The sequence below is a fragment of the Gammaproteobacteria bacterium genome (genome assembly GCA_013817245.1).
Lineage (GTDB): Bacteria > Pseudomonadota > Gammaproteobacteria > HTCC5015 > HTCC5015 > JACDDA01.
In genome coordinates this window covers 156,252-173,094 of the sequence record JACDDA010000002.1, presented here as the reverse complement: position 1 = coordinate 173,094, position 16,843 = coordinate 156,252, and the positions used below count along the sequence as shown (strand labels likewise).

General features: G+C 44.5%; 21 protein-coding genes. 12 read left to right on the top strand and 9 right to left on the bottom strand.

Annotated features, from left to right (window positions below; genetic code table 11):
- The first annotated feature begins 37 nt into the window (after nucleotides 1-37).
- The 4 genes from H0W44_03655 to H0W44_03640 all read left to right on the top strand — a co-directional run bounded on the left by H0W44_03655 (nucleotide 38) and on the right by H0W44_03640 (nucleotide 2,790).
- Nucleotides 38-511, top strand: a complete 474-nt coding sequence (locus H0W44_03655; protein MBA3581530.1) for a super-infection exclusion protein B — start codon at nucleotides 38-40, stop codon at nucleotides 509-511.
- A 935-nt stretch (nucleotides 512-1,446) separates the two neighbouring features.
- On the top strand, nucleotides 1,447-1,779 hold the full coding sequence (locus H0W44_03650; GenBank protein MBA3581529.1) for a winged helix-turn-helix transcriptional regulator: 333 nt from the start codon (nucleotides 1,447-1,449) through the stop codon (nucleotides 1,777-1,779).
- A complete protein-coding gene (locus tag H0W44_03645) occupies nucleotides 1,779-2,243 on the top strand; it encodes an SRPBCC domain-containing protein (GenBank protein ID MBA3581528.1) in 465 nt (154 codons plus the stop codon). Before H0W44_03650 ends, H0W44_03645 begins: the two co-directional genes overlap by 1 nt.
- Before the next feature lie 22 nt (nucleotides 2,244-2,265).
- Nucleotides 2,266-2,790 carry a hypothetical protein gene (locus H0W44_03640; GenBank protein ID MBA3581527.1) on the top strand — a complete coding sequence of 175 codons (525 nt, stop codon included), beginning with the start codon at nucleotides 2,266-2,268 and terminating at the stop codon, nucleotides 2,788-2,790.
- 46 nt (nucleotides 2,791-2,836) lie between these two features.
- Here the strand turns inward: H0W44_03640 and xerC are convergent, their stop codons facing one another.
- The 5 genes from xerC to H0W44_03615 are packed head-to-tail and all read right to left on the bottom strand — an operon-like array spanning nucleotide 2,837 to nucleotide 6,747.
- The gene (xerC, locus tag H0W44_03635) at nucleotides 2,837-3,757 is read right to left on the bottom strand and encodes a tyrosine recombinase XerC (GenBank protein MBA3581526.1); all 921 of its coding nucleotides are present in this window, start codon (nucleotides 3,755-3,757) and stop codon (nucleotides 2,837-2,839) included.
- Between the two features lie 10 nt (nucleotides 3,758-3,767).
- Nucleotides 3,768-4,484: a DUF484 family protein gene (locus H0W44_03630; protein MBA3581525.1), complete on the bottom strand. Its 717-nt coding sequence runs from the start codon at nucleotides 4,482-4,484 to the stop codon at nucleotides 3,768-3,770.
- On the bottom strand, nucleotides 4,484-5,320 hold the full coding sequence (gene dapF / locus H0W44_03625; GenBank protein MBA3581524.1) for a diaminopimelate epimerase: 837 nt from the start codon (nucleotides 5,318-5,320) through the stop codon (nucleotides 4,484-4,486). The genes H0W44_03630 and dapF overlap by 1 nt, the downstream gene beginning before the upstream one ends.
- Nucleotides 5,320-6,573 (bottom strand): diaminopimelate decarboxylase, encoded by a 1,254-nt coding sequence (gene lysA / locus H0W44_03620; protein ID MBA3581523.1) that lies wholly within the window; start codon nucleotides 6,571-6,573, stop codon nucleotides 5,320-5,322. The genes dapF and lysA overlap by 1 nt, the downstream gene beginning before the upstream one ends.
- A gap of 15 nt (nucleotides 6,574-6,588) precedes the next feature.
- Nucleotides 6,589-6,747 carry a lipoprotein gene (locus H0W44_03615; protein ID MBA3581522.1) on the bottom strand — a complete coding sequence of 53 codons (159 nt, stop codon included), beginning with the start codon at nucleotides 6,745-6,747 and terminating at the stop codon, nucleotides 6,589-6,591.
- A gap of 81 nt (nucleotides 6,748-6,828) precedes the next feature.
- Here H0W44_03615 and H0W44_03610 point away from each other — a divergent pair, with 81 nt between their 5' ends.
- Nucleotides 6,829-7,521: a hypothetical protein gene (locus H0W44_03610; protein MBA3581521.1), complete on the top strand. Its 693-nt coding sequence runs from the start codon at nucleotides 6,829-6,831 to the stop codon at nucleotides 7,519-7,521.
- A 39-nt stretch (nucleotides 7,522-7,560) separates the two neighbouring features.
- On the opposite strand, the gene H0W44_03605 is transcribed toward H0W44_03610, so the two are convergent.
- Genes H0W44_03605 through argH form a run of 4 tightly spaced genes read right to left on the bottom strand, consistent with a single transcriptional unit; the run spans nucleotide 7,561 to nucleotide 10,016 of the window.
- A complete protein-coding gene (locus H0W44_03605; GenBank protein MBA3581520.1) occupies nucleotides 7,561-7,791 on the bottom strand; it encodes a hypothetical protein in 231 nt (76 codons plus the stop codon).
- A 52-nt stretch (nucleotides 7,792-7,843) separates the two neighbouring features.
- Nucleotides 7,844-8,245: a hypothetical protein gene (locus H0W44_03600; protein ID MBA3581519.1), complete on the bottom strand. Its 402-nt coding sequence runs from the start codon at nucleotides 8,243-8,245 to the stop codon at nucleotides 7,844-7,846.
- A 32-nt stretch (nucleotides 8,246-8,277) separates the two neighbouring features.
- Nucleotides 8,278-8,622, bottom strand: coding sequence for a ferredoxin family protein (locus tag H0W44_03595; GenBank protein MBA3581518.1), 345 nt, complete (start codon nucleotides 8,620-8,622; stop codon nucleotides 8,278-8,280).
- Nucleotides 8,623-8,627: 5 nt separating this feature from the next.
- Nucleotides 8,628-10,016: an argininosuccinate lyase gene (gene argH, locus H0W44_03590; GenBank protein MBA3581517.1), complete on the bottom strand. Its 1,389-nt coding sequence runs from the start codon at nucleotides 10,014-10,016 to the stop codon at nucleotides 8,628-8,630.
- 123 nt (nucleotides 10,017-10,139) lie between these two features.
- Here argH and H0W44_03585 point away from each other — a divergent pair, with 123 nt between their 5' ends.
- Genes H0W44_03585 through H0W44_03555 form a run of 7 tightly spaced genes read left to right on the top strand, consistent with a single transcriptional unit; the run spans nucleotide 10,140 to nucleotide 16,829 of the window.
- Nucleotides 10,140-11,183 (top strand): histidine kinase, encoded by a 1,044-nt coding sequence (locus tag H0W44_03585; GenBank protein ID MBA3581516.1) that lies wholly within the window; start codon nucleotides 10,140-10,142, stop codon nucleotides 11,181-11,183.
- Entirely contained in the window at nucleotides 11,180-11,911 is a 732-nt protein-coding gene (locus H0W44_03580) for a response regulator transcription factor (GenBank protein ID MBA3581515.1), read from the top strand. Before H0W44_03585 ends, H0W44_03580 begins: the two co-directional genes overlap by 4 nt.
- Nucleotides 11,912-11,925: 14 nt before the next feature.
- Nucleotides 11,926-12,855, top strand: coding sequence for a hydroxymethylbilane synthase (gene hemC / locus H0W44_03575; protein ID MBA3581514.1), 930 nt, complete (start codon nucleotides 11,926-11,928; stop codon nucleotides 12,853-12,855).
- Between the two features lie 2 nt (nucleotides 12,856-12,857).
- On the top strand, nucleotides 12,858-13,655 hold the full coding sequence (locus H0W44_03570) for a uroporphyrinogen-III synthase (protein MBA3581513.1): 798 nt from the start codon (nucleotides 12,858-12,860) through the stop codon (nucleotides 13,653-13,655).
- A 50-nt stretch (nucleotides 13,656-13,705) separates the two neighbouring features.
- Nucleotides 13,706-14,722, top strand: coding sequence for a uroporphyrinogen-III C-methyltransferase (locus H0W44_03565; protein ID MBA3581512.1), 1,017 nt, complete (start codon nucleotides 13,706-13,708; stop codon nucleotides 14,720-14,722).
- Nucleotides 14,719-15,966, top strand: a complete 1,248-nt coding sequence (locus tag H0W44_03560; GenBank protein MBA3581511.1) for a tetratricopeptide repeat protein — start codon at nucleotides 14,719-14,721, stop codon at nucleotides 15,964-15,966. Before H0W44_03565 ends, H0W44_03560 begins: the two co-directional genes overlap by 4 nt.
- Nucleotides 15,963-16,829, top strand: a complete 867-nt coding sequence (locus H0W44_03555; protein MBA3581510.1) for an SDR family oxidoreductase — start codon at nucleotides 15,963-15,965, stop codon at nucleotides 16,827-16,829. Before H0W44_03560 ends, H0W44_03555 begins: the two co-directional genes overlap by 4 nt.
- Nucleotides 16,830-16,843: the final 14 nt, after the last annotated feature.

Below are 16,843 nucleotides of genomic sequence, written 5' to 3'. Positions count from 1 at the left end.
TAGAAATTTAACAAAATTTTTTAACTATTTTAAAAAAATGTCCGTAGCATTTCTAATTGCAATTATTTCAGTCCTTGGATTAATTCTTTTTTTATCCGAAGAATATGCACAAATTCTTGCTATAGACGACATCAGAAATGAGTACAAAAAATTCTTGGGTCTCGCTTTCCTTGCGGCTTTATTTTTTTGTGCTGAACGATGCTTGCATTTTTTAATGCAACAATTTAAGCAAAATCAAAACCTTAAAAAAATGCAGAAAAATCTACATACACTAACTCCAGAAGAAAAAAATTACCTTATACCGTATATAAAAGATCAAAAAAATACCCAATACATTGGTTTAGAAGATGGTGTTATGGCGGGCTTACGCTCAAAAAATATTACTTATTGTCCAACGGTAATGGGCAATATAATTGAGGGTTTTGCATTCAACTTAGAACCTTGGGCACGAGAATATCTTGAAAAAAATCCGCATTTACTCAATAGTTATGCAGACTACCCTAGGAATTAAAGTAACGTAGCCCGTATAAAGTCGAATTGATTCGGCGTAAGCCGAGGATAAATAATAAGCATTAAAGAATACTCCCGGATTCCGGCTTCGCTCCATCCGGGCTACATTTTAATTGTTTGAGTTATTTCTGTGGGTATCGCGTTGCTCACCCACGCTACGTTACTTATAAAAGCAGAAGCGTTTCGCTCGTCGCTACGCGACTACAGCGAGTAACTTTTTGTTGTAACAAAAAGTCACCAAAAAATACTTACCCGTATGCCGTGTGCGTTAATGGAATTGAATTCCATTAACGCATGTCCTCGTCGCGTTTAAGGGCTGACGCGCCGCCTCAACGCAACATCCTGTTGCGATCGGCTCACATGAACATCCCTGTTCATGTGTCGCTACCCCTTAATCACCACTCGGCACACCATAACGGGCATTATCCCTTCGTTTGAGCACAAAGAGATTTTTAACTTCTCAAGATATTTATTCATTCGTGAATTTAAACAAAGGAACATTCCCCTCATGGCTCGCCAAGTGTTGCAAGGCTTGTCGGGAAAAACAAACAGGAGGTTTGTTTTAGTCCCGCCGCGACAAGGACGTCGCGTCGGGACGACCCGTTACAAGTCGTGCAATACGAGGGCACTGCGCGTGTTTGTTTACGCGCAGCGAGACATGGGGGAGCGTTTCTTTGGTTACTTTCTTGTCGCGACAAGAAAGTAACCGCCCGCCGGTGCGCAACCGGCTAATAAAATGCTTTTATAGAAAATACATTTATGACGACAGCAGATTTTTGCTTCTGCAAAATCTGCATTCATGCCATCCATGGTAGTCAGATGTTGCATTAAGGCAACGCATCAGCTCTTAACGATCAAAATGCCTTTAAATCCCTTCCATTAAGCAATTCAACCAAATGGTTGACTTCAAGAACCGACTCGCCTAAAGTTAACCATATGGTTGAATTATCTCCGCACAATTTAGATTTCGTATTTCAGGCGCTGGCCGATCCCACGCGCCGGGCTATTTTGCGTGAGATTTCACAACAAAAACGCAGCATCAGTGAGGTTGCGCGGCCTTTTAAAATGTCGTTGGCGGCGATTTCCAAACATTTAAAAGTGTTGGAACGCGCGGGTTTGCTGCACCGAGAAAAACAAGGCTGTACTTATTACATCAGCTTAAATCCGGACGCTTTGCAAAGCGCGGAAGAATGGATGGCGTATTACCAGCAGTTTTGGACTCACAATTTACGTTCATTGAAAAATTATTTAGAACAGGATAATCCCTAATGTCTACAAAAACGTACCAAACTCAAGTCACGCAATTTATTCAAGCAAAACGCGAAAAAGTGTTTGCCGCATGGACTTCGGTTGAGCATATCAAAAATTGGTTTGCCCCGGGCGCGATGACGGTAGCGCATGCGGAATGTGATCCACGCGTAGGTGGACATTATGTGGTGCATATGGATGGTCGTTGTTTAACGAATGTACAAGATGAATCTCAAAAGAAATTACATAAATTGTCGGGGGTTTATAAAGAGATTATTCCTAACGAAAAATTAGTTTTTACCTGGGGCTCGGAGAGTGAAGATCGTGTTGAAACATTAGTCACTATCGAATTTAAAGATCTCAATAATGGCACGAATGTTATTTTAACTCATGAACGCTTTATTACTGTTGAAAGCGCAGAACAACATAATGCTGGTTGGCATGGCTGTTTAGACAAGCTCAATCACTATATTGCAACACTTTAATTAAATCCAAGGAGTATTTTATATGAACATAAAAATTATCTTAATTTCCGCTGCTTTAATAGGCTCTCAGTTTGTATTTGCTAAAGAACATCATGCCGCACCTCCAGCATCACAAGAATTAAATTTCATGACAAGCTTGACCGGTAGTTGGGAAGGACTGAACAAGATGGGAAGTGATAAAGCAGAACTAACACGTGTCACTTATAAACCCACATCAGGCGGCACGGCCGTTATCGAAACCTTAGCGCCCGATACCTCACACGAAATGACCACCATGTATCATCAAAGCGGTAATTCCATGGCATTAACGCATTATTGCTCGATGGGTAATCAACCGTACATGAAACTTAAACAAGCCACCGCTAATAGTTTAAGTTTTGAAATAGTCGATGAGATGGGTTTGCAATCAAAAAATGAGATGCATATGCATGCGCTTAAACTCACATTAAAAGACTCGAATACGCTGGTACAAGAATGGACGAACTATGTTAATGGCAAAGCGACTCCAACGACAACGCTTAATTTTAAACGTCAACAAACTAAGTAAATTATAATTTCTTCAGACAGCAATTTAAGAAAAATAGCCAACTGTGTTAGCTATCTTTCTTTTTCGCACGTGGATGCGCTGCATCATACACTTTAGCAAGATGCTGAAAATCTAAATGTGTATAAATTTGTGTGGTGCTGATATCGGCATGGCCGAGTAATTCTTGCACTGCGCGTAAATTGCTCGATGATTCCAGCATGTGCGTTGCAAATGAATGGCGCAGCATGTGCGGATGTAGGTTTCTATCTAAGCCGTGTTTTATCGCCCATTGATCAAAACGTTGTTGTACGCCGCGCGCGCTGATGCGTTTACCGCGTTGGTTAATAAACAGCGCAGCGCCGGTGTCGGCTGTTTGCCATTGTTGGCGTTGTTGTAACCATAATTTAATGGCGGTAACGGCTTTTGCGCCAACAATGGCATCGCGCTCTTTAGAGCCTTTGCCTTGCACGCGTACTTCTCCGGCAGTTAAGTCAATATCGTGAATGTCGAGTTGGGTTAATTCGCTTAAACGCAAACCACCGGAATACATTAATTCCAACATTGCCCAATCGCGAATGTCGGCGGCGTTGTCAGGTTTGTGATCGAGCAGCTGATGAATTTGATCGACATCTAAAACATTGGGTAATTTTTTGGCGGACTTCGGCGCAAGAATATCAACGGCCGGGTTGTGTTTTGCTAAACCTTCGCGCAATAAAAATTTATAGAAACCACGCACGGTTGATAGATGTCGCGCGATGGAGCTGCCATTTAACCCTTGGCGATGACAACGCGCTGCGTAACTGCGCACATCATGATGCGTGATATCGCACCACTGTGCGCGCGGCAATTGATTTATATAGTCGGTGAAATGAATAAGGTCGCGCTGATAATTACTGATGGTGTGCGGCGAGTAACGTCGCTCAATACGAAGATAGTCGATAAATTTTAATACGGCTTGCTGCAAAACACTTGGACTATTGTCCGCCATATTAAGTGAGTTATTTTTGATACGTTGTTATTGCGCTGCTAATCAAATCACCCAGATGCGATAAAAACAAATGGCCCATGCCAGGATGAAACCGTTGTGGATCACGACTAGCCAACACTAATACGCCTAATAAAGTCACTGCTTTTAAAGGTACTAAAGCAGCAGACGCCACTTCATCTGTATGACCGCTAAATAAATAATTAATCTGCGCGTCGTTCAAGCGTCCACAAATAGGTTTGCCGCTGCGCAATACTTCTGAAAACAAAATAGATTGTGCGTGTGCGGACAATAACAAATCTGTGTCATCCGTTACCGCAGGTAATAAACGCAAACTAATAAAATCGGTTTTAAATGCATCACGCAGGCTGTCTTGCACGACCGCAATTACGTCACTCAAACTTTGGGTTGCTAATAGTTCACTGGCTAAATTATGTAATTGATTACTCAAACGTTCGTTATCACGCGCGATATGCACGAGTTCTAATAACTTGGCTTCTAATTCTTGGTTTTTAGTGCGCAACACGGCCGCTTGGCGTTCCATTAAGGAAACTGCGGTGCCAGCGCCGGGGTGCGGTAAAACTAATTTCGCTAACACATCCGTATGTTCCGCAAAATAATCAGGATGGTTAAATAAATATTCGGCTACTTGTTCGGCGCTTAAATTACTTTCGGCTATTTGCGTAGCGGCAAGCACCGCATTATCGTTTTCAGTTGTGTGCGTTTTCATCAGGTTGCCTTTAGGTCAATGCTGCCATCGAACACATGTTCGGCGGGGCCCGTCATCCACACGGGATGACCTTCACCTTGCCAGTTGATTATAAGGTCTCCGCCAGGAAGTGATACGGTTACTTGTGGTTTCAGCAAACCTTGTAACTGTCCAACCACGACGGCGGCGCAAGCACCGGTGCCACACGCTAAGGTTTCACCCACACCGCGCTCAAATACCCGCAAGCGTATATGCGTAGCATCCACGACTTCCATAAAACCCGCATTAACACGTTTTGGAAAACGCGCGTGTTGTTCGATTAATGCACCTAATTCTTTAACCGGCGCGCTATTTACATTTTCCACTTGCGACACTGCATGTGGATTGCCCATCGACACTGCGCCGATGGTTAATAATTTATCGGCCACCATTAATTCATAACGGGTTGCGCGTTTTTCAGCTTGGAAAGGGATTTCTTGCGGTTCTAAACGCGGCACGCCCATATTCACTTTCACCCAACCATTAGGCTCTCCGCTGAGCACTAAACGTCCGCTCTCCGTGTCGACAATCACTTCGGATTTTTTCGTTAAACCTTGAGCGCGTACAAAACGATAAAAACAACGCACGCCATTGCCGCATTGTTCAACTTCGCCGCCGTCTGCATTAAAAATGCGATATTTAAAATCCGCGCCAGCTTGTTCGGCTTTTTCGACTAATAAAATTTGATCGCAACCAATACCAAAACGTCTATCGGCGATAAAACGTAATTGTTCGCTCGTCAGTTGCAGGTTTTGAGTGACGCCGTCGAATACGACGAAGTCATTCCCTAAACCGTGCATTTTAGCGAAACGTAACATCACGCCTCCGGCAATATATGTTCATGCGCAAATAATTCAGCAATGGTTTCGCGCGCGCGCACAACATGCAAGGTTTCATCATCCACCATAATTTCTGCGGCGCGGGGTCTTGAATTGTAGTTAGAGCTCATCGCAAAACCATACGCGCCCGCCGAGCGAATCGCTAATAGATCGCCGGCTTTAATCGACAACAGACGTTCTTTACCCAAAAAATCACCGGTTTCACAAATAGGACCCACAACATCATACGTATGCGCAGGGCTATCACTATTTAATTGCACCGGCACAATGTCTTGCCATGCGTCATACAGTGTTGGTCTCACTAAATCATTCATCGCCGCATCAACAATGGCAAAATGTTTTTCTTGATTGTGTTTTAAATATTCAACGCGCGTTAATAACACACCCGCATTACCGACAATGGCGCGGCCGGGTTCCATTAAAATTTGCATATCTAAACCGGCCACTTTTTCTAACACCGCTTCAATTAATTCGCGCGGCAACGGCGGCGTTTCATTGTCATAACGAATGCCTAAACCACCACCAATATCTAAATGCGTTAAATGAATGCCCGCTGTTTTTAAATTTGCTACCAAGCTCAACACACGATCCAGTGCATCCATATACGGTGCAATGCGCGTGAGCTGTGAACCAATATGACAATCCACGCCTTCAATCCGAATATTCGGCATTTTTTGCGCATCACGATAAACACGTGCGGCTTCGTTAATGTCTATGCCGAATTTATTTTCTTTTAAACCGGTAGAAATATACGGATGCGTTTGCGCATCAACATCCGGATTCACACGAATCGAAATCGGCGCTTGTTTATTTAACCGCGCAGCTATGAGCTGAATTTGCGCAAGCTCCGCTTCGGATTCGACATTAAAACATTTAATGCCAATCTCTAAAGCACGCTGAATTTCATGCGCTTGTTTGCCTACACCGGAAAAAACTATTTTTTCAGGCACGCCGCCTGCAGCTAAGACGCGCTCTAATTCGCCAATAGACACGATGTCGAAACCCGAACCTAAGCGCGCAAATAAATTCAACACGGCTAAATTCGAATTGGCTTTCACGGCGTAACAAATTAAATGCGGCGTTTTACCAAACGCCACATCAAAGGCGTGCCAATGTCGTTCTAATGTGGCGCGCGAATACACGTAACACGGCGTGCCGTGTTGCTGAGCAATTGTTTCCAAGGAAACGTTTTCCGCATGCAATGCGCCGTTTTTAAAATTAAAGAAATCCATAGTGCCTATGCCTACTTATTTAATCGGTGGAATTGCTACTGCGTCAGTGGCTTGACCAGGCGTGATTACCGCGGCTTCATCCTTCGGTAAATATAAAGGACCTTTATTGCCACACGCGGCGAGATTACTCATAATCACACACCATAAAATCCATCCATATCCATTAATGCTCATGTGTATACCGTGAGTGTGGGTTGGAAAACGGGCAGTATACCGGGGCGCTTAGGCCTAGGGAATTCAACAGGAAAATAACACATGTTTAATCATATCCTCGCCATCGCTGTGTTATTGATATTGATGAGCATCCTGACCTTATTTCAATGCTTGCGCAGTGTTTATTACCGCCGCTTCGGTCACTCTTTTCTTAATCTATTGCTCACTGCTGCCTTTATGGGCGTCGGTGGTGGTTTATTGGCGCTGACGGCTAATTTGTATACCTATAAAAATCTCACTAGCGAAACCGTCATCGGCACATTAGAAACTGAATTCGTCGAATCACAAACCTATGCTTTGAAATTTATACCCGCAAATTCCGTAGATCCTCTCACTGGCAAAGACGCAACAGAAACGGATAAACATTGGGTGGTTTATGGTGATGAATGGCAAATAGATGCGCGTGTTATTAAATGGGACCCGCGCTTGACCGCAGCACTGGGTTGGACGCCGCTGTATCGCCTCGAACGATTAAGTGGTCGATATCGTGATGTGATGGATGAAAATAGCAAAACCCGTTCGGTCTATGATCTAAGAGAAGTAGGCGGTATCGAAATCGCGCCGTTGTTAGTACGCTTTAGTAAATGGTTACCGTGGATTGATACGCAGTATGGTAGCGCGACGTATGTGCCGATGGCGGATAAAGCCGTGTATGAATTACGTATGAGTTATAGCGGTTTATTAGCGCGGCCAGCCAATGACACTGCTAAAGAGGCGTTGGGGAATTGGCAATAATTTACTATTGCGTAACGTCGCTGGGTATTGCTGGATATATTAAGTTTCTGGCGAAATGATGTGGATTTGATCGCGGGCAACATCCATAAAAGGTGTTTGCATAATTTGCTCACCATTTAAATCCCAGATCTGCGCCGCGGTTACTGCTAAAAAACCTTTAGCGTCTAACATGTAATCCGTTAAACGAGCGCCCGGGATTAAATCAATCTCACCTTTAATAAGATAAGAGTCTGTCAAAATAATCACGCGTTGTCGGTGGGCAATACTCATATTAAAACAACCTCTGTGTGGTCCTTGGCAAAACGCCTGCTCAAGTATGACATTAACGGATATTAGTAGACGCGAAAGTATCTGAATCACGCAAGATATACAACGCAAGACAAGCCATCAACACCACCCACGCATCAAACCAACGGCCGTTTACCGACCAAGGGTGCAGATACTGCGTGTACGTTGCGGCCACAAAAGCAACTTGCATAAACAACACTACAAAATAGCTGACACCTTTTTTAACGCCTAACAGGAATGCCAACACAAAAAAACCTTGGACTAAGCCGATCACATACACCATCAGTTCATTTAAATTATTCACCATGTAATAACGTGCCCACACTGCTGCGGTATCGCCCGGGTTAATAAATTTATTAACGACGGAAATAAACATCACTACAAATATCGACAAGCGCAAAAGAAATAAACTAAAAGGCAAGCGATGCACAGGCAATCCCTCAAATAACCATTAAAAAATAAAAAACGTTAAGCAACAGCCACTAATGTTATAGCACGCTCAGGACAAGCGACAACACATAAACCACACGCTTGGCACGCATCGGCGTGTGGCGTGTACACGGTTTTTTTACCATGCAGTCGTGCTTTAATGCGCAAACCAAATGGCAAGGCACGATAATCCGTATCGGTTAATTGTCCGACTTCAAATACATTATAAGGACACACTTCTTCGCAATCGGCTTTGCCTTCACAACGATCACGATCAATGACCGGCACCCATTTGCCCGCAGGCGCTAAACACGCTTCACCCGGACGTTTAGGATCTGCCGCTGCTTTTCTTACTTTTGCTGGATTGGTTTTTTTTGTACTCATAACCATTATCCTTTAATGCGTTGTTTAGCGCGTGCAATCGCTGCTTTCACTTGTGCGGGTGCGGTGCCACCTATGTGGTCACGCGCAGCCACTGAGCCTTCTAAGGTTAAGACCGCAAACACATCCTCTTGAATGACGTTACTAAACGTTTGTAAAACAGTTATCGGCATATCGCTTAAATCTTTATTTTGCGCTTCGCACCACGCGACCGCTTTACCGACAATTTCATGCGCATCACGAAACGCGACGCCGCGCTTTACTAAATAATCGGCTAAATCAGTGGCCGTAGCATAACCACGTGCCGCGGCGCTATACATAACATCTTTGTTTACATGTATGTTCGGAATCATATCGGCAAACGCGCGCAAGCTATCGTGCAAGGTGTCAATTGAATCGAACAGTGGTTCTTTGTCTTCTTGATTGTCTTTGTTGTAAGCCAAGGGCTGCGCTTTCATTAACATTAATAAGGACATTAAATTACCACTAGCACGGCCCGCTTTGCCGCGTACCAATTCCGGCACGTCGGGATTTTTCTTTTGCGGCATGATGGATGAACCAGTACAAAAACGATCGGGCAAACGAATAAATTTAAATTGTGCCGACGACCAGTTCACTAGTTCTTCTGCTTGACGCGATAAATGCGTCATACATAAAGCTGCCGCCGCGCAAAATTCAATGGCAAAATCACGATCACTGACCGCGTCTAATGAATTTTCAGTGACGCTATCAAAGCCAAGTTGTTGTGCAACATAAGCGCGATCAATAGGATAAGTAGTGCCCGCTAATGCAGCGGCGCCTAAAGGCAACACATTCACGCGTTTACGACAATCAATTAAACGTTGTTGATCGCGCACTAACATTTCAAACCACGCCAATACATGATGGCCAAAAGTAACGGGTTGCGCGGTTTGCAAATGCGTAAAGCCCGGCATAATCGTGTCGGCATGTTGTTCTGCCAAACCAATCAAACCTTGTTGCAAACGATTTATTTGCTGCAAAATTATGTCAATCGCATCACGCAGATATAAACGAATATCGGTTGCCACTTGATCGTTACGCGAACGACCGGTGTGTAATTTTTTACCGGCAATGCCAATGCGATCGGTTAAACGCGCTTCGATATTCATATGCACGTCTTCTAAATCTACGCGCCATTCAAATTGACCGCTTTCAATTTCTTGTAAAATCACATCCAAGCCATCAACAATCGCGGTACATTCTGCAGTGGTTAATACGCCGATTTTTTCCAACATGCGCGCATGCGCTTTAGAACCTGCAATATCTTGACGATATAAACGTTGATCAAATGTCACGCTCGCCGTGAAGGCTTCGACAAAGGCGTCGGTGCTTTCAGCAAAGCGACCGCCCCACAATTTTTTCTGTTGCTCACTCATAAAGCTCTCCACACAAGCTGCGCAATATATCAGTGTCATGCCCTTATCTAAAGCATCCCCTCGGCGTTTGCTTGAATTGTCCGTGTATAATGCCGGCATCGCTCAAGGACGCTGCAACAACATATGACTGATGAAACCATTTCAGCGGATTTGCTCCCCAATTTTTGTAGTAATCGTGGGGTCTTACTGGTTGTTTTAATTGCAGAATTATTAGCGATGGTGCTGACCTTAGGCCGTGGCGGCAGTGCGGAAACCATGATCATTTATTTTGCCTACGCCTCGATGTTTATTCAAAGCGTCGCATTATGCGACGCGGGCTTATTGTGTTTAGCCCGTCAGTATTTGCACATGTTACGCGGCTGGTCATTAGCCGCCTTCGTTTATATTTTATTGCAATGCGTGACGCTGCTCCTGTCCGAAATAAGCTGGTGGGTCATGCAATATGTAGGCGCTGCCAGCGGCGTGCGTCACTTTCATTTATTGCTGCATAACCTGTGCATCAGCGCCATTATCACGGCAGTCGCCATGCGCTATTTTTATATTCGGCACCAACAAGACTTGCACCAACGCGCCGAAACCGAGGCACGCGTGGCTGCCTTGCAAGCACGCATTCGTCCACATTTCTTATTCAATAGTATGAATACCATCGCCAGTTTGGTGCATGACAAACCCGATGCAGCGGAAAGCGCCGTCTTAGATTTGGCGGATTTATTTCGCTCCACCCTCAGCGAACAACGCGCGGTTTCCTTAGCCGAAGAAATCGATATCGTGCGACGCTATTTGCGCATGGAACAATTACGCTTAGGTGATAGGCTCAGCGTTCAATGGAATATCCCCGACTATTTACTGGAATACCCTTTGCCCGCATTAATTTTGCAGCCATTGGTAGAAAATGCGGTTTACCATGGCATCGAGCCCTTGCGAGACGGCGGCCAAGTTGTCATTAATGGCCACGACACCACCAAGAGCCTGATTTTATCGGTGATAAACCCGGTTCGCGAAAAACGTCCCTCGCAAACGCATGCCCGTGGTAACCGCATGGCAGTAGACAATATTCGCCAACGGCTTAAACTGGCCTACGGTGACGCAGCCAGTCTGCGCATGGAAGAAGACGAAGGTGAATACCGGGTGTTTTTAGTGATTCCTAAAGTGATGGAGCTTGAATGAGAGTTTTAATTGTTGATGACGAAAGTCCGGCGCGCGAACGTTTAAAGCGTTTAATTCTGAGCGAAACCGAATGCCAAGTGGTTGGTGAAGCGAGCAATGGCGTAGAAGCGATTGCCGAGTTTAATCGCTGCCATCCTGATGTTATTTTGCTCGATATTCGCATGCCTGAAATGGATGGCTTGGAAACAGCCCGTCATTTAATGCGCAACGAAACGCCTCCGGCCATTATTTTTACCACCGCTTATAGTGATCATGCTTTAGAAGCGTTCGAAGCTCACGCGGTAGATTATTTATTAAAACCCGTTCGCATTGAACGTTTACAAGAAGCCTTAACCACTGCCAAACGTAATACCCGTGCACAAATCGAACGGGTGCATGACACGGCCGGCGGCGATGCGATCCGTACGCATATCTGTGTACGACTGCGCGGCAACTTGGAATTGATTCCAATTGATGACATTGTGTATTTCCAAGCGGAACATAAATACGTCACGATTCGTCATAAACAAGGCGAAGCGTTAATCGAAGAATCATTAGTTAATCTTGAACAAGAATTTGGCGAACGTTTTTTACGTGTGCATCGCAACGCCTTAGTCGGCATTAGCGAAATTCATGGCTTAGAAAAAAATACGTCGGGCGTACATCGCATCACACTCAATTCTGTCGATGATCGCTTGGATGTTAGTCGTCGTCATTTACCCACTGTGCGTAAATTTTTGCGCGGTTAAGAAATCGAGAAACTATGCACATATTAAAAATCGCCACCCGTCAAAGTCCATTGGCTTTGTGGCAAGCTGAGTTTGTTTCAGCTGAATTAAAACGCTTACATCCTGGTTTAGAAATTGAACTCATTAAAATGCAAACTCAAGGCGACATCATTCTCGATTCGCCTTTAAGTAAAATCGGTGGCAAAGGCTTATTCGTTAAAGAACTCGAACAAGGGTTATTAGAAGGTCGTGCCGATATTGCGGTGCATTCGATGAAAGACGTGCCGATGGATTTTCCTGAAGGTTTAGGTTTGCCAGTCATCATGGCACGCGAAGCGCCTACGGATAGTTTTGTCTCGAACCACTATGACTCATTAGAAAGTTTACCGGCGGGTGCAAAAATTGGCTCATCTAGTTTGCGTCGCCAAGCGTTAATTCGGAATCGGTTTCCGCATTTAATCGTGGATAGTTTGCGCGGCAATGTTGGCACTCGTTTAAGTAAATTAGATGCCGGGCATTACGATGCGATTATTCTTGCCACCGCCGGTTTAAAGCGTTTAGGTTTACATGCGCGCATTCGCGCCGAGCTCCCACCGGAAATTAGTTTGCCTGCGATTGGCCAAGGCGCTTTAGGCATTGAAGCGCGCGTCAACGATAGCGCGATTTTGGCTTTAATCGCACCGTTAAATGATCCAAAAACATTTATCTGCGTTACCGCCGAACGCGCTTTAAACAAACGCATGCACGGTGGCTGCCAAGTTCCGATTGCGGGTTTTGCTTTATTGGAAAATGATAATTTATGGTTACGCGGTTTAGTTGGCGATCCTGCAGGCGGTGCTTTAGTTGACGGCGAAATTCGCGGGCCGCAACAAAATGCTGTGCAGTTAGGTATCACCTTAGCAGATGATTTGCTCCGTCGCGGTGGCGATAAAATTCTCGCCAAACTTGGTTTAAGCAACGAGTAACCATGATGATAGATGCGTTGAACGGCACACTCGCCGGACGACACATTGTTGTCACTCGTCCTGCGCATCAAGCGGATAATTTATGTGCGCAATTAGAAAAAGCTGGCGCTGTTGTGTGGCGATTTCCAAGTTTGGACATTACGCCGCTGGTTGACGCGGCACACATACAAGCGGCTTTGCAAAAACTAAAACCGCATGATTGGTTATTATTTGTTAGTCGTAATGCCGTAACGTTGACCGCAACTCATTTGTTGCAATATCTGCAAACGACAGAACGTCCGCGTATTATTGCGGTCGGCGCAGCTACCGCGCAGTGCTTGCAGGAATTAGGTATCGCATTAACATTTGCGCCGCCTGCGCCGTATAACAGCGAAGCATTACTTGCGCATGAATTATTGCAGCACGTACAGCATCAACAAATACTGATTGTTCGGGGTCAAGGCGGCCGTGAATTATTACGCGAAACGCTAGAACAGCGCGGCGCTCATGTTAGTTATCTAGAAGTCTACCGCCGTGATGCTGCCGATTTACCCATCGCGCTAATCACGCAACTTAGTAATGCGCTTGCGCAACATACTATTGATGCTTTGATTATTACTAGCGAAGCCAGTTTGCATGCTTTAATAGATGCCTTGGCAATTAAAGATACGCCGCCTGTGTGGCAAACACGTTTAGTCGTCATCAGCGAGCGTTTATATACTGTTGCTCGTTCGCTAGGATTTAACGGCGACATTTGGATCGCGCAAACGGCAAGTGATGAAGCCATAATTAATTGTTTACAAAATGGTTTCCACGCCTAAACTTTCCCCTATTATATTAAAGAATTTATACTTAAAGAATTGATAACGTTATGACTGAAGAATCGAATACGACACCTCGCAGCAACAAAAGATTTCCACTGTTTAGCGCTGCGTCACCGTCAAAACCTGCTTCGCGATTATTATGGATAATCTTATTATCCAGTTTTACTTTTTATATACTGACGGCCATTTGGTTTTATGAACGCCAAAAAACCTATAAACGCGCATTGTCTGAAGTGCGTAAAAATATTCGCAATCTAGACGACCATCCGGCAATTATTGGCATCAAGCATCGCATTAGCGATAACGAAACTCGTTTGCAGAACGAATTAGCATCTGCGCAAACGCGCCAAAAAACACTGGAAGATTCATTTGAAAAAACGCGCGAACTTATTAATCGCGATCAAACCGGTTGGATTATTACCGAAGTTGAATATCTATTACGGCTAGCACAAGTCCGCTTGAATTTAGCCTACGACGCACCCAGCGCACGCGAAGCTTTAAAAATTGCCGATCAACGTTTAGCTTCTTTAGCAAATCCACGCTTCCTACCGGTAAGAGAAATATTGGCTACTGAAATTAATGCCTTAAATGAAATGCAAAATCCTGCCGTCGACGAAATTAGCAGCAATTTATTGGCGGCGAATCAACTGCTTAACACCTTGTCACCTGATGCTTATTCTTTTGTAACCGCGCCCATCGCGGCCAATCAAAATCCCAACTGGTTTGAGCGTTTATTAAACGCACTAGGCTTTCATCGATTCTCAGCTTTTCCTGACAAGCTTAGCTTGCAACAAGTTTTTTATCTTAAAGAACAATTGCGCTTAGAATTAGACGGCGCACGTTTTGCATTGTATCGATTAGATAAAGAAAATTTTACGATGCATTTGCAAACCTGCTTAAATCTTTTAAACGCGCATTATGATCAAAAAAATGCCGTTATCGCGCAACTCATCACTCAGCTTGATACCTTGTTAACAAAATCCACTTTCCCTGCGCCGCCTAACATTAGTGGATCTTTACAAAAACTTCGTCAAATCACTCACCCATCGCCTGCCGCACTATGAACCGTCGTTTATTATTAATTACGCTTGCGTTAATTTTGGCCCTTCTTTGGCTGATAGGACAATGGCAACAACCTTTTGGCTTGGTATTTATCACCAATGGTAAATGGACGTTTGAAAATTCACTTAATCGCAGTTTGATTATTGCGCTGCCTTTGTTTTTTATTAGTTATTTTTTGATTCGTTTAAGTCTTAAATTATGGCGCGCACCCCGCGAATGGCGCCGTCACAATCGCCGCCGTCATACTGAAAAAGCGCGCAGATTTTTGGTGAAAGGTTTGATTGCATTAAGCGAAGGCGATTGGGCCACAAGCGAACGGTTGTTATTGCGTAACGTACAAAGCAGCGAAACTCCTTTGTTAAATTATTTATTAGCCGCGCGCGCCGCCCAACAACAAAACGCGGATAGCCGCCGTGATATGTATTTACAAAAAGCCAGCACGATCACGCCCGAAGCAAATCTAGCCATTGGTTTAACGCAAGCTGAATTACAATTGCAACACGGTCAATATGAACAAGCACTTGCCACTCTAAATCATTTACGTGAACACACGCCTAAACATCAGCATGTTTTAAAACTCATCAGCCGTGCTTATAGCAATTTTGGCGAATGGCGCAAACTGGCGGATATATTGCCCGCACTGCGTAGCCAAAAAATTCTTCCTGATGAAAAATTACTTTTATTAGAACGCCAAACCTATGCTGAACTTTTACGTTCTGTAGCAAAATCACCCGCCACACTTTCGCTAGAACAACATTGGGAAGCGCTGCCCAAACAATATCGTGAAGATGTAGAAATTTTACGGGTCTATGTGCAATGCTTATTAGCATCGCCCGATCCGCAATTAGCCGAACGACCTGTGCGTGAATTTTTAAACAAAGAATGGGATGAAGACTTAGTGCGTTTATACGCGCTGATTCCTGACGCAGACACCAACAAACAATTAGAAACTACTGAACAATGGCTTAAAGACCAAGGCCGCAGCCCCATGCTGTATTTATCGCTCGCGCGTTTTAGTGCGCGCCTACAACAATGGGGGCGCGCACGTGTTTATTACGAACGCAGCATCGAACTCAAAGCCAGTATTGACGCGTATGCAGAATTAGGCGATTTGTTAGAAACTTTAGGCGAAGCCGATTCCGCATTTGAATGTTATCGCAAAGGTTTACAATTATTCACCGCTGATTCTAAACGTCGCAATTATAATCGCCGCACATTAGCAGATTTTCGTAACAGCACTTTATGAGCGTATTAATCATTGGTTGTGGCGACATCGGTTTACGTATCGCGCAACAATTATTACACGCGCAACACTCTGAACAAATCTACGGCTTAGTGCGTTCCGCAAATGCAGCAAGCCATTTAACTAAGCAAAATATAAAACCTGTTTTAGCGGATCTTGATCAAACCATTACACTGCCAACATTTACCGATGCGCTGTCGATTATTTACACCGCGCCGCCAGCACAACAGGGCATGCACGACACACGACTGCAAAATTTCTTACGCGCACTCAACACACAAAGCGTTAATCGCATTATCTATATTAGTACTAGCGGTGTGTATGGTGACCACAAAGGTAATTGGGTAGACGAAACCACGCTGGTTAATCCACAAACTGAGCGCGCTAAACGCCGAGTTGACGCAGAACAACACATCCAAACATTCGCGCAACAACAAAACTGCGCTGCGGTTATTTTACGCGTTCCTGGCATTTATGGACCAGGACGTTTGCCCATTGAACGCTTACAAAGCGGCGAAGCGATTATTGATCCCGCCGAAGCACCGTATACCAATTTAATTCACGCCGATGATCTCGCCAGTATTTGTGTCGCCGCGCTAACCAAAGGCAAAGGCATTTACAACGTCAGCGACGGCACACCGCTTCGTAACAGCGATTATTATTTAGCCGTCGCAAAACTTGCAGGCTTACCGATCCCGTCGTTTATTTCACTAACAGAAGCGCAACAGCAATTTTCCGCCATGCGTTTAAGCTTCATCAACGAAGCGCGGCGTTTGCGGATTAATAAACTGGAAAAAGAAATTGCGCCGGTATTGCGATATAGAAATTTAGCTGAAGGTATTAAAGCGTCTTTATTAGAAAAGTAAATGGGGGGGGGGGG

What these genes read in the sequence shown, in the direction of transcription:
- H0W44_03655 (MBA3581530.1), top strand. Translation starts at nt 38, where the DNA reads ATGTCCGTAGCATTTCTAATTGCAATTATTTCAGTCCTTGGATTAATT.
- H0W44_03650 (MBA3581529.1), top strand. Translation starts at nt 1,447, where the DNA reads ATGGTTGAATTATCTCCGCACAATTTAGATTTCGTATTTCAGGCGCTG.
- H0W44_03645 (MBA3581528.1), top strand. Translation starts at nt 1,779, where the DNA reads ATGTCTACAAAAACGTACCAAACTCAAGTCACGCAATTTATTCAAGCA.
- H0W44_03640 (MBA3581527.1), top strand. Translation starts at nt 2,266, where the DNA reads ATGAACATAAAAATTATCTTAATTTCCGCTGCTTTAATAGGCTCTCAG.
- xerC (MBA3581526.1), bottom strand. Translation starts at nt 3,757, where the DNA reads ATGGCGGACAATAGTCCAAGTGTTTTGCAGCAAGCCGTATTAAAATTT.
- H0W44_03630 (MBA3581525.1), bottom strand. Translation starts at nt 4,484, where the DNA reads ATGAAAACGCACACAACTGAAAACGATAATGCGGTGCTTGCCGCTACG.
- dapF (MBA3581524.1), bottom strand. Translation starts at nt 5,320, where the DNA reads ATGTTACGTTTCGCTAAAATGCACGGTTTAGGGAATGACTTCGTCGTA.
- lysA (MBA3581523.1), bottom strand. Translation starts at nt 6,573, where the DNA reads ATGGATTTCTTTAATTTTAAAAACGGCGCATTGCATGCGGAAAACGTT.
- H0W44_03615 (MBA3581522.1), bottom strand. Translation starts at nt 6,747, where the DNA reads ATGAGCATTAATGGATATGGATGGATTTTATGGTGTGTGATTATGAGT.
- H0W44_03610 (MBA3581521.1), top strand. Translation starts at nt 6,829, where the DNA reads ATGTTTAATCATATCCTCGCCATCGCTGTGTTATTGATATTGATGAGC.
- H0W44_03605 (MBA3581520.1), bottom strand. Translation starts at nt 7,791, where the DNA reads ATGAGTATTGCCCACCGACAACGCGTGATTATTTTGACAGACTCTTAT.
- H0W44_03595 (MBA3581518.1), bottom strand. Translation starts at nt 8,622, where the DNA reads ATGAGTACAAAAAAAACCAATCCAGCAAAAGTAAGAAAAGCAGCGGCA.
- argH (MBA3581517.1), bottom strand. Translation starts at nt 10,016, where the DNA reads ATGAGTGAGCAACAGAAAAAATTGTGGGGCGGTCGCTTTGCTGAAAGC.
- H0W44_03585 (MBA3581516.1), top strand. Translation starts at nt 10,140, where the DNA reads ATGACTGATGAAACCATTTCAGCGGATTTGCTCCCCAATTTTTGTAGT.
- H0W44_03580 (MBA3581515.1), top strand. Translation starts at nt 11,180, where the DNA reads ATGAGAGTTTTAATTGTTGATGACGAAAGTCCGGCGCGCGAACGTTTA.
- hemC (MBA3581514.1), top strand. Translation starts at nt 11,926, where the DNA reads ATGCACATATTAAAAATCGCCACCCGTCAAAGTCCATTGGCTTTGTGG.
- H0W44_03570 (MBA3581513.1), top strand. Translation starts at nt 12,858, where the DNA reads ATGATGATAGATGCGTTGAACGGCACACTCGCCGGACGACACATTGTT.
- H0W44_03565 (MBA3581512.1), top strand. Translation starts at nt 13,706, where the DNA reads ATGACTGAAGAATCGAATACGACACCTCGCAGCAACAAAAGATTTCCA.
- H0W44_03560 (MBA3581511.1), top strand. Translation starts at nt 14,719, where the DNA reads ATGAACCGTCGTTTATTATTAATTACGCTTGCGTTAATTTTGGCCCTT.
- H0W44_03555 (MBA3581510.1), top strand. Translation starts at nt 15,963, where the DNA reads ATGAGCGTATTAATCATTGGTTGTGGCGACATCGGTTTACGTATCGCG.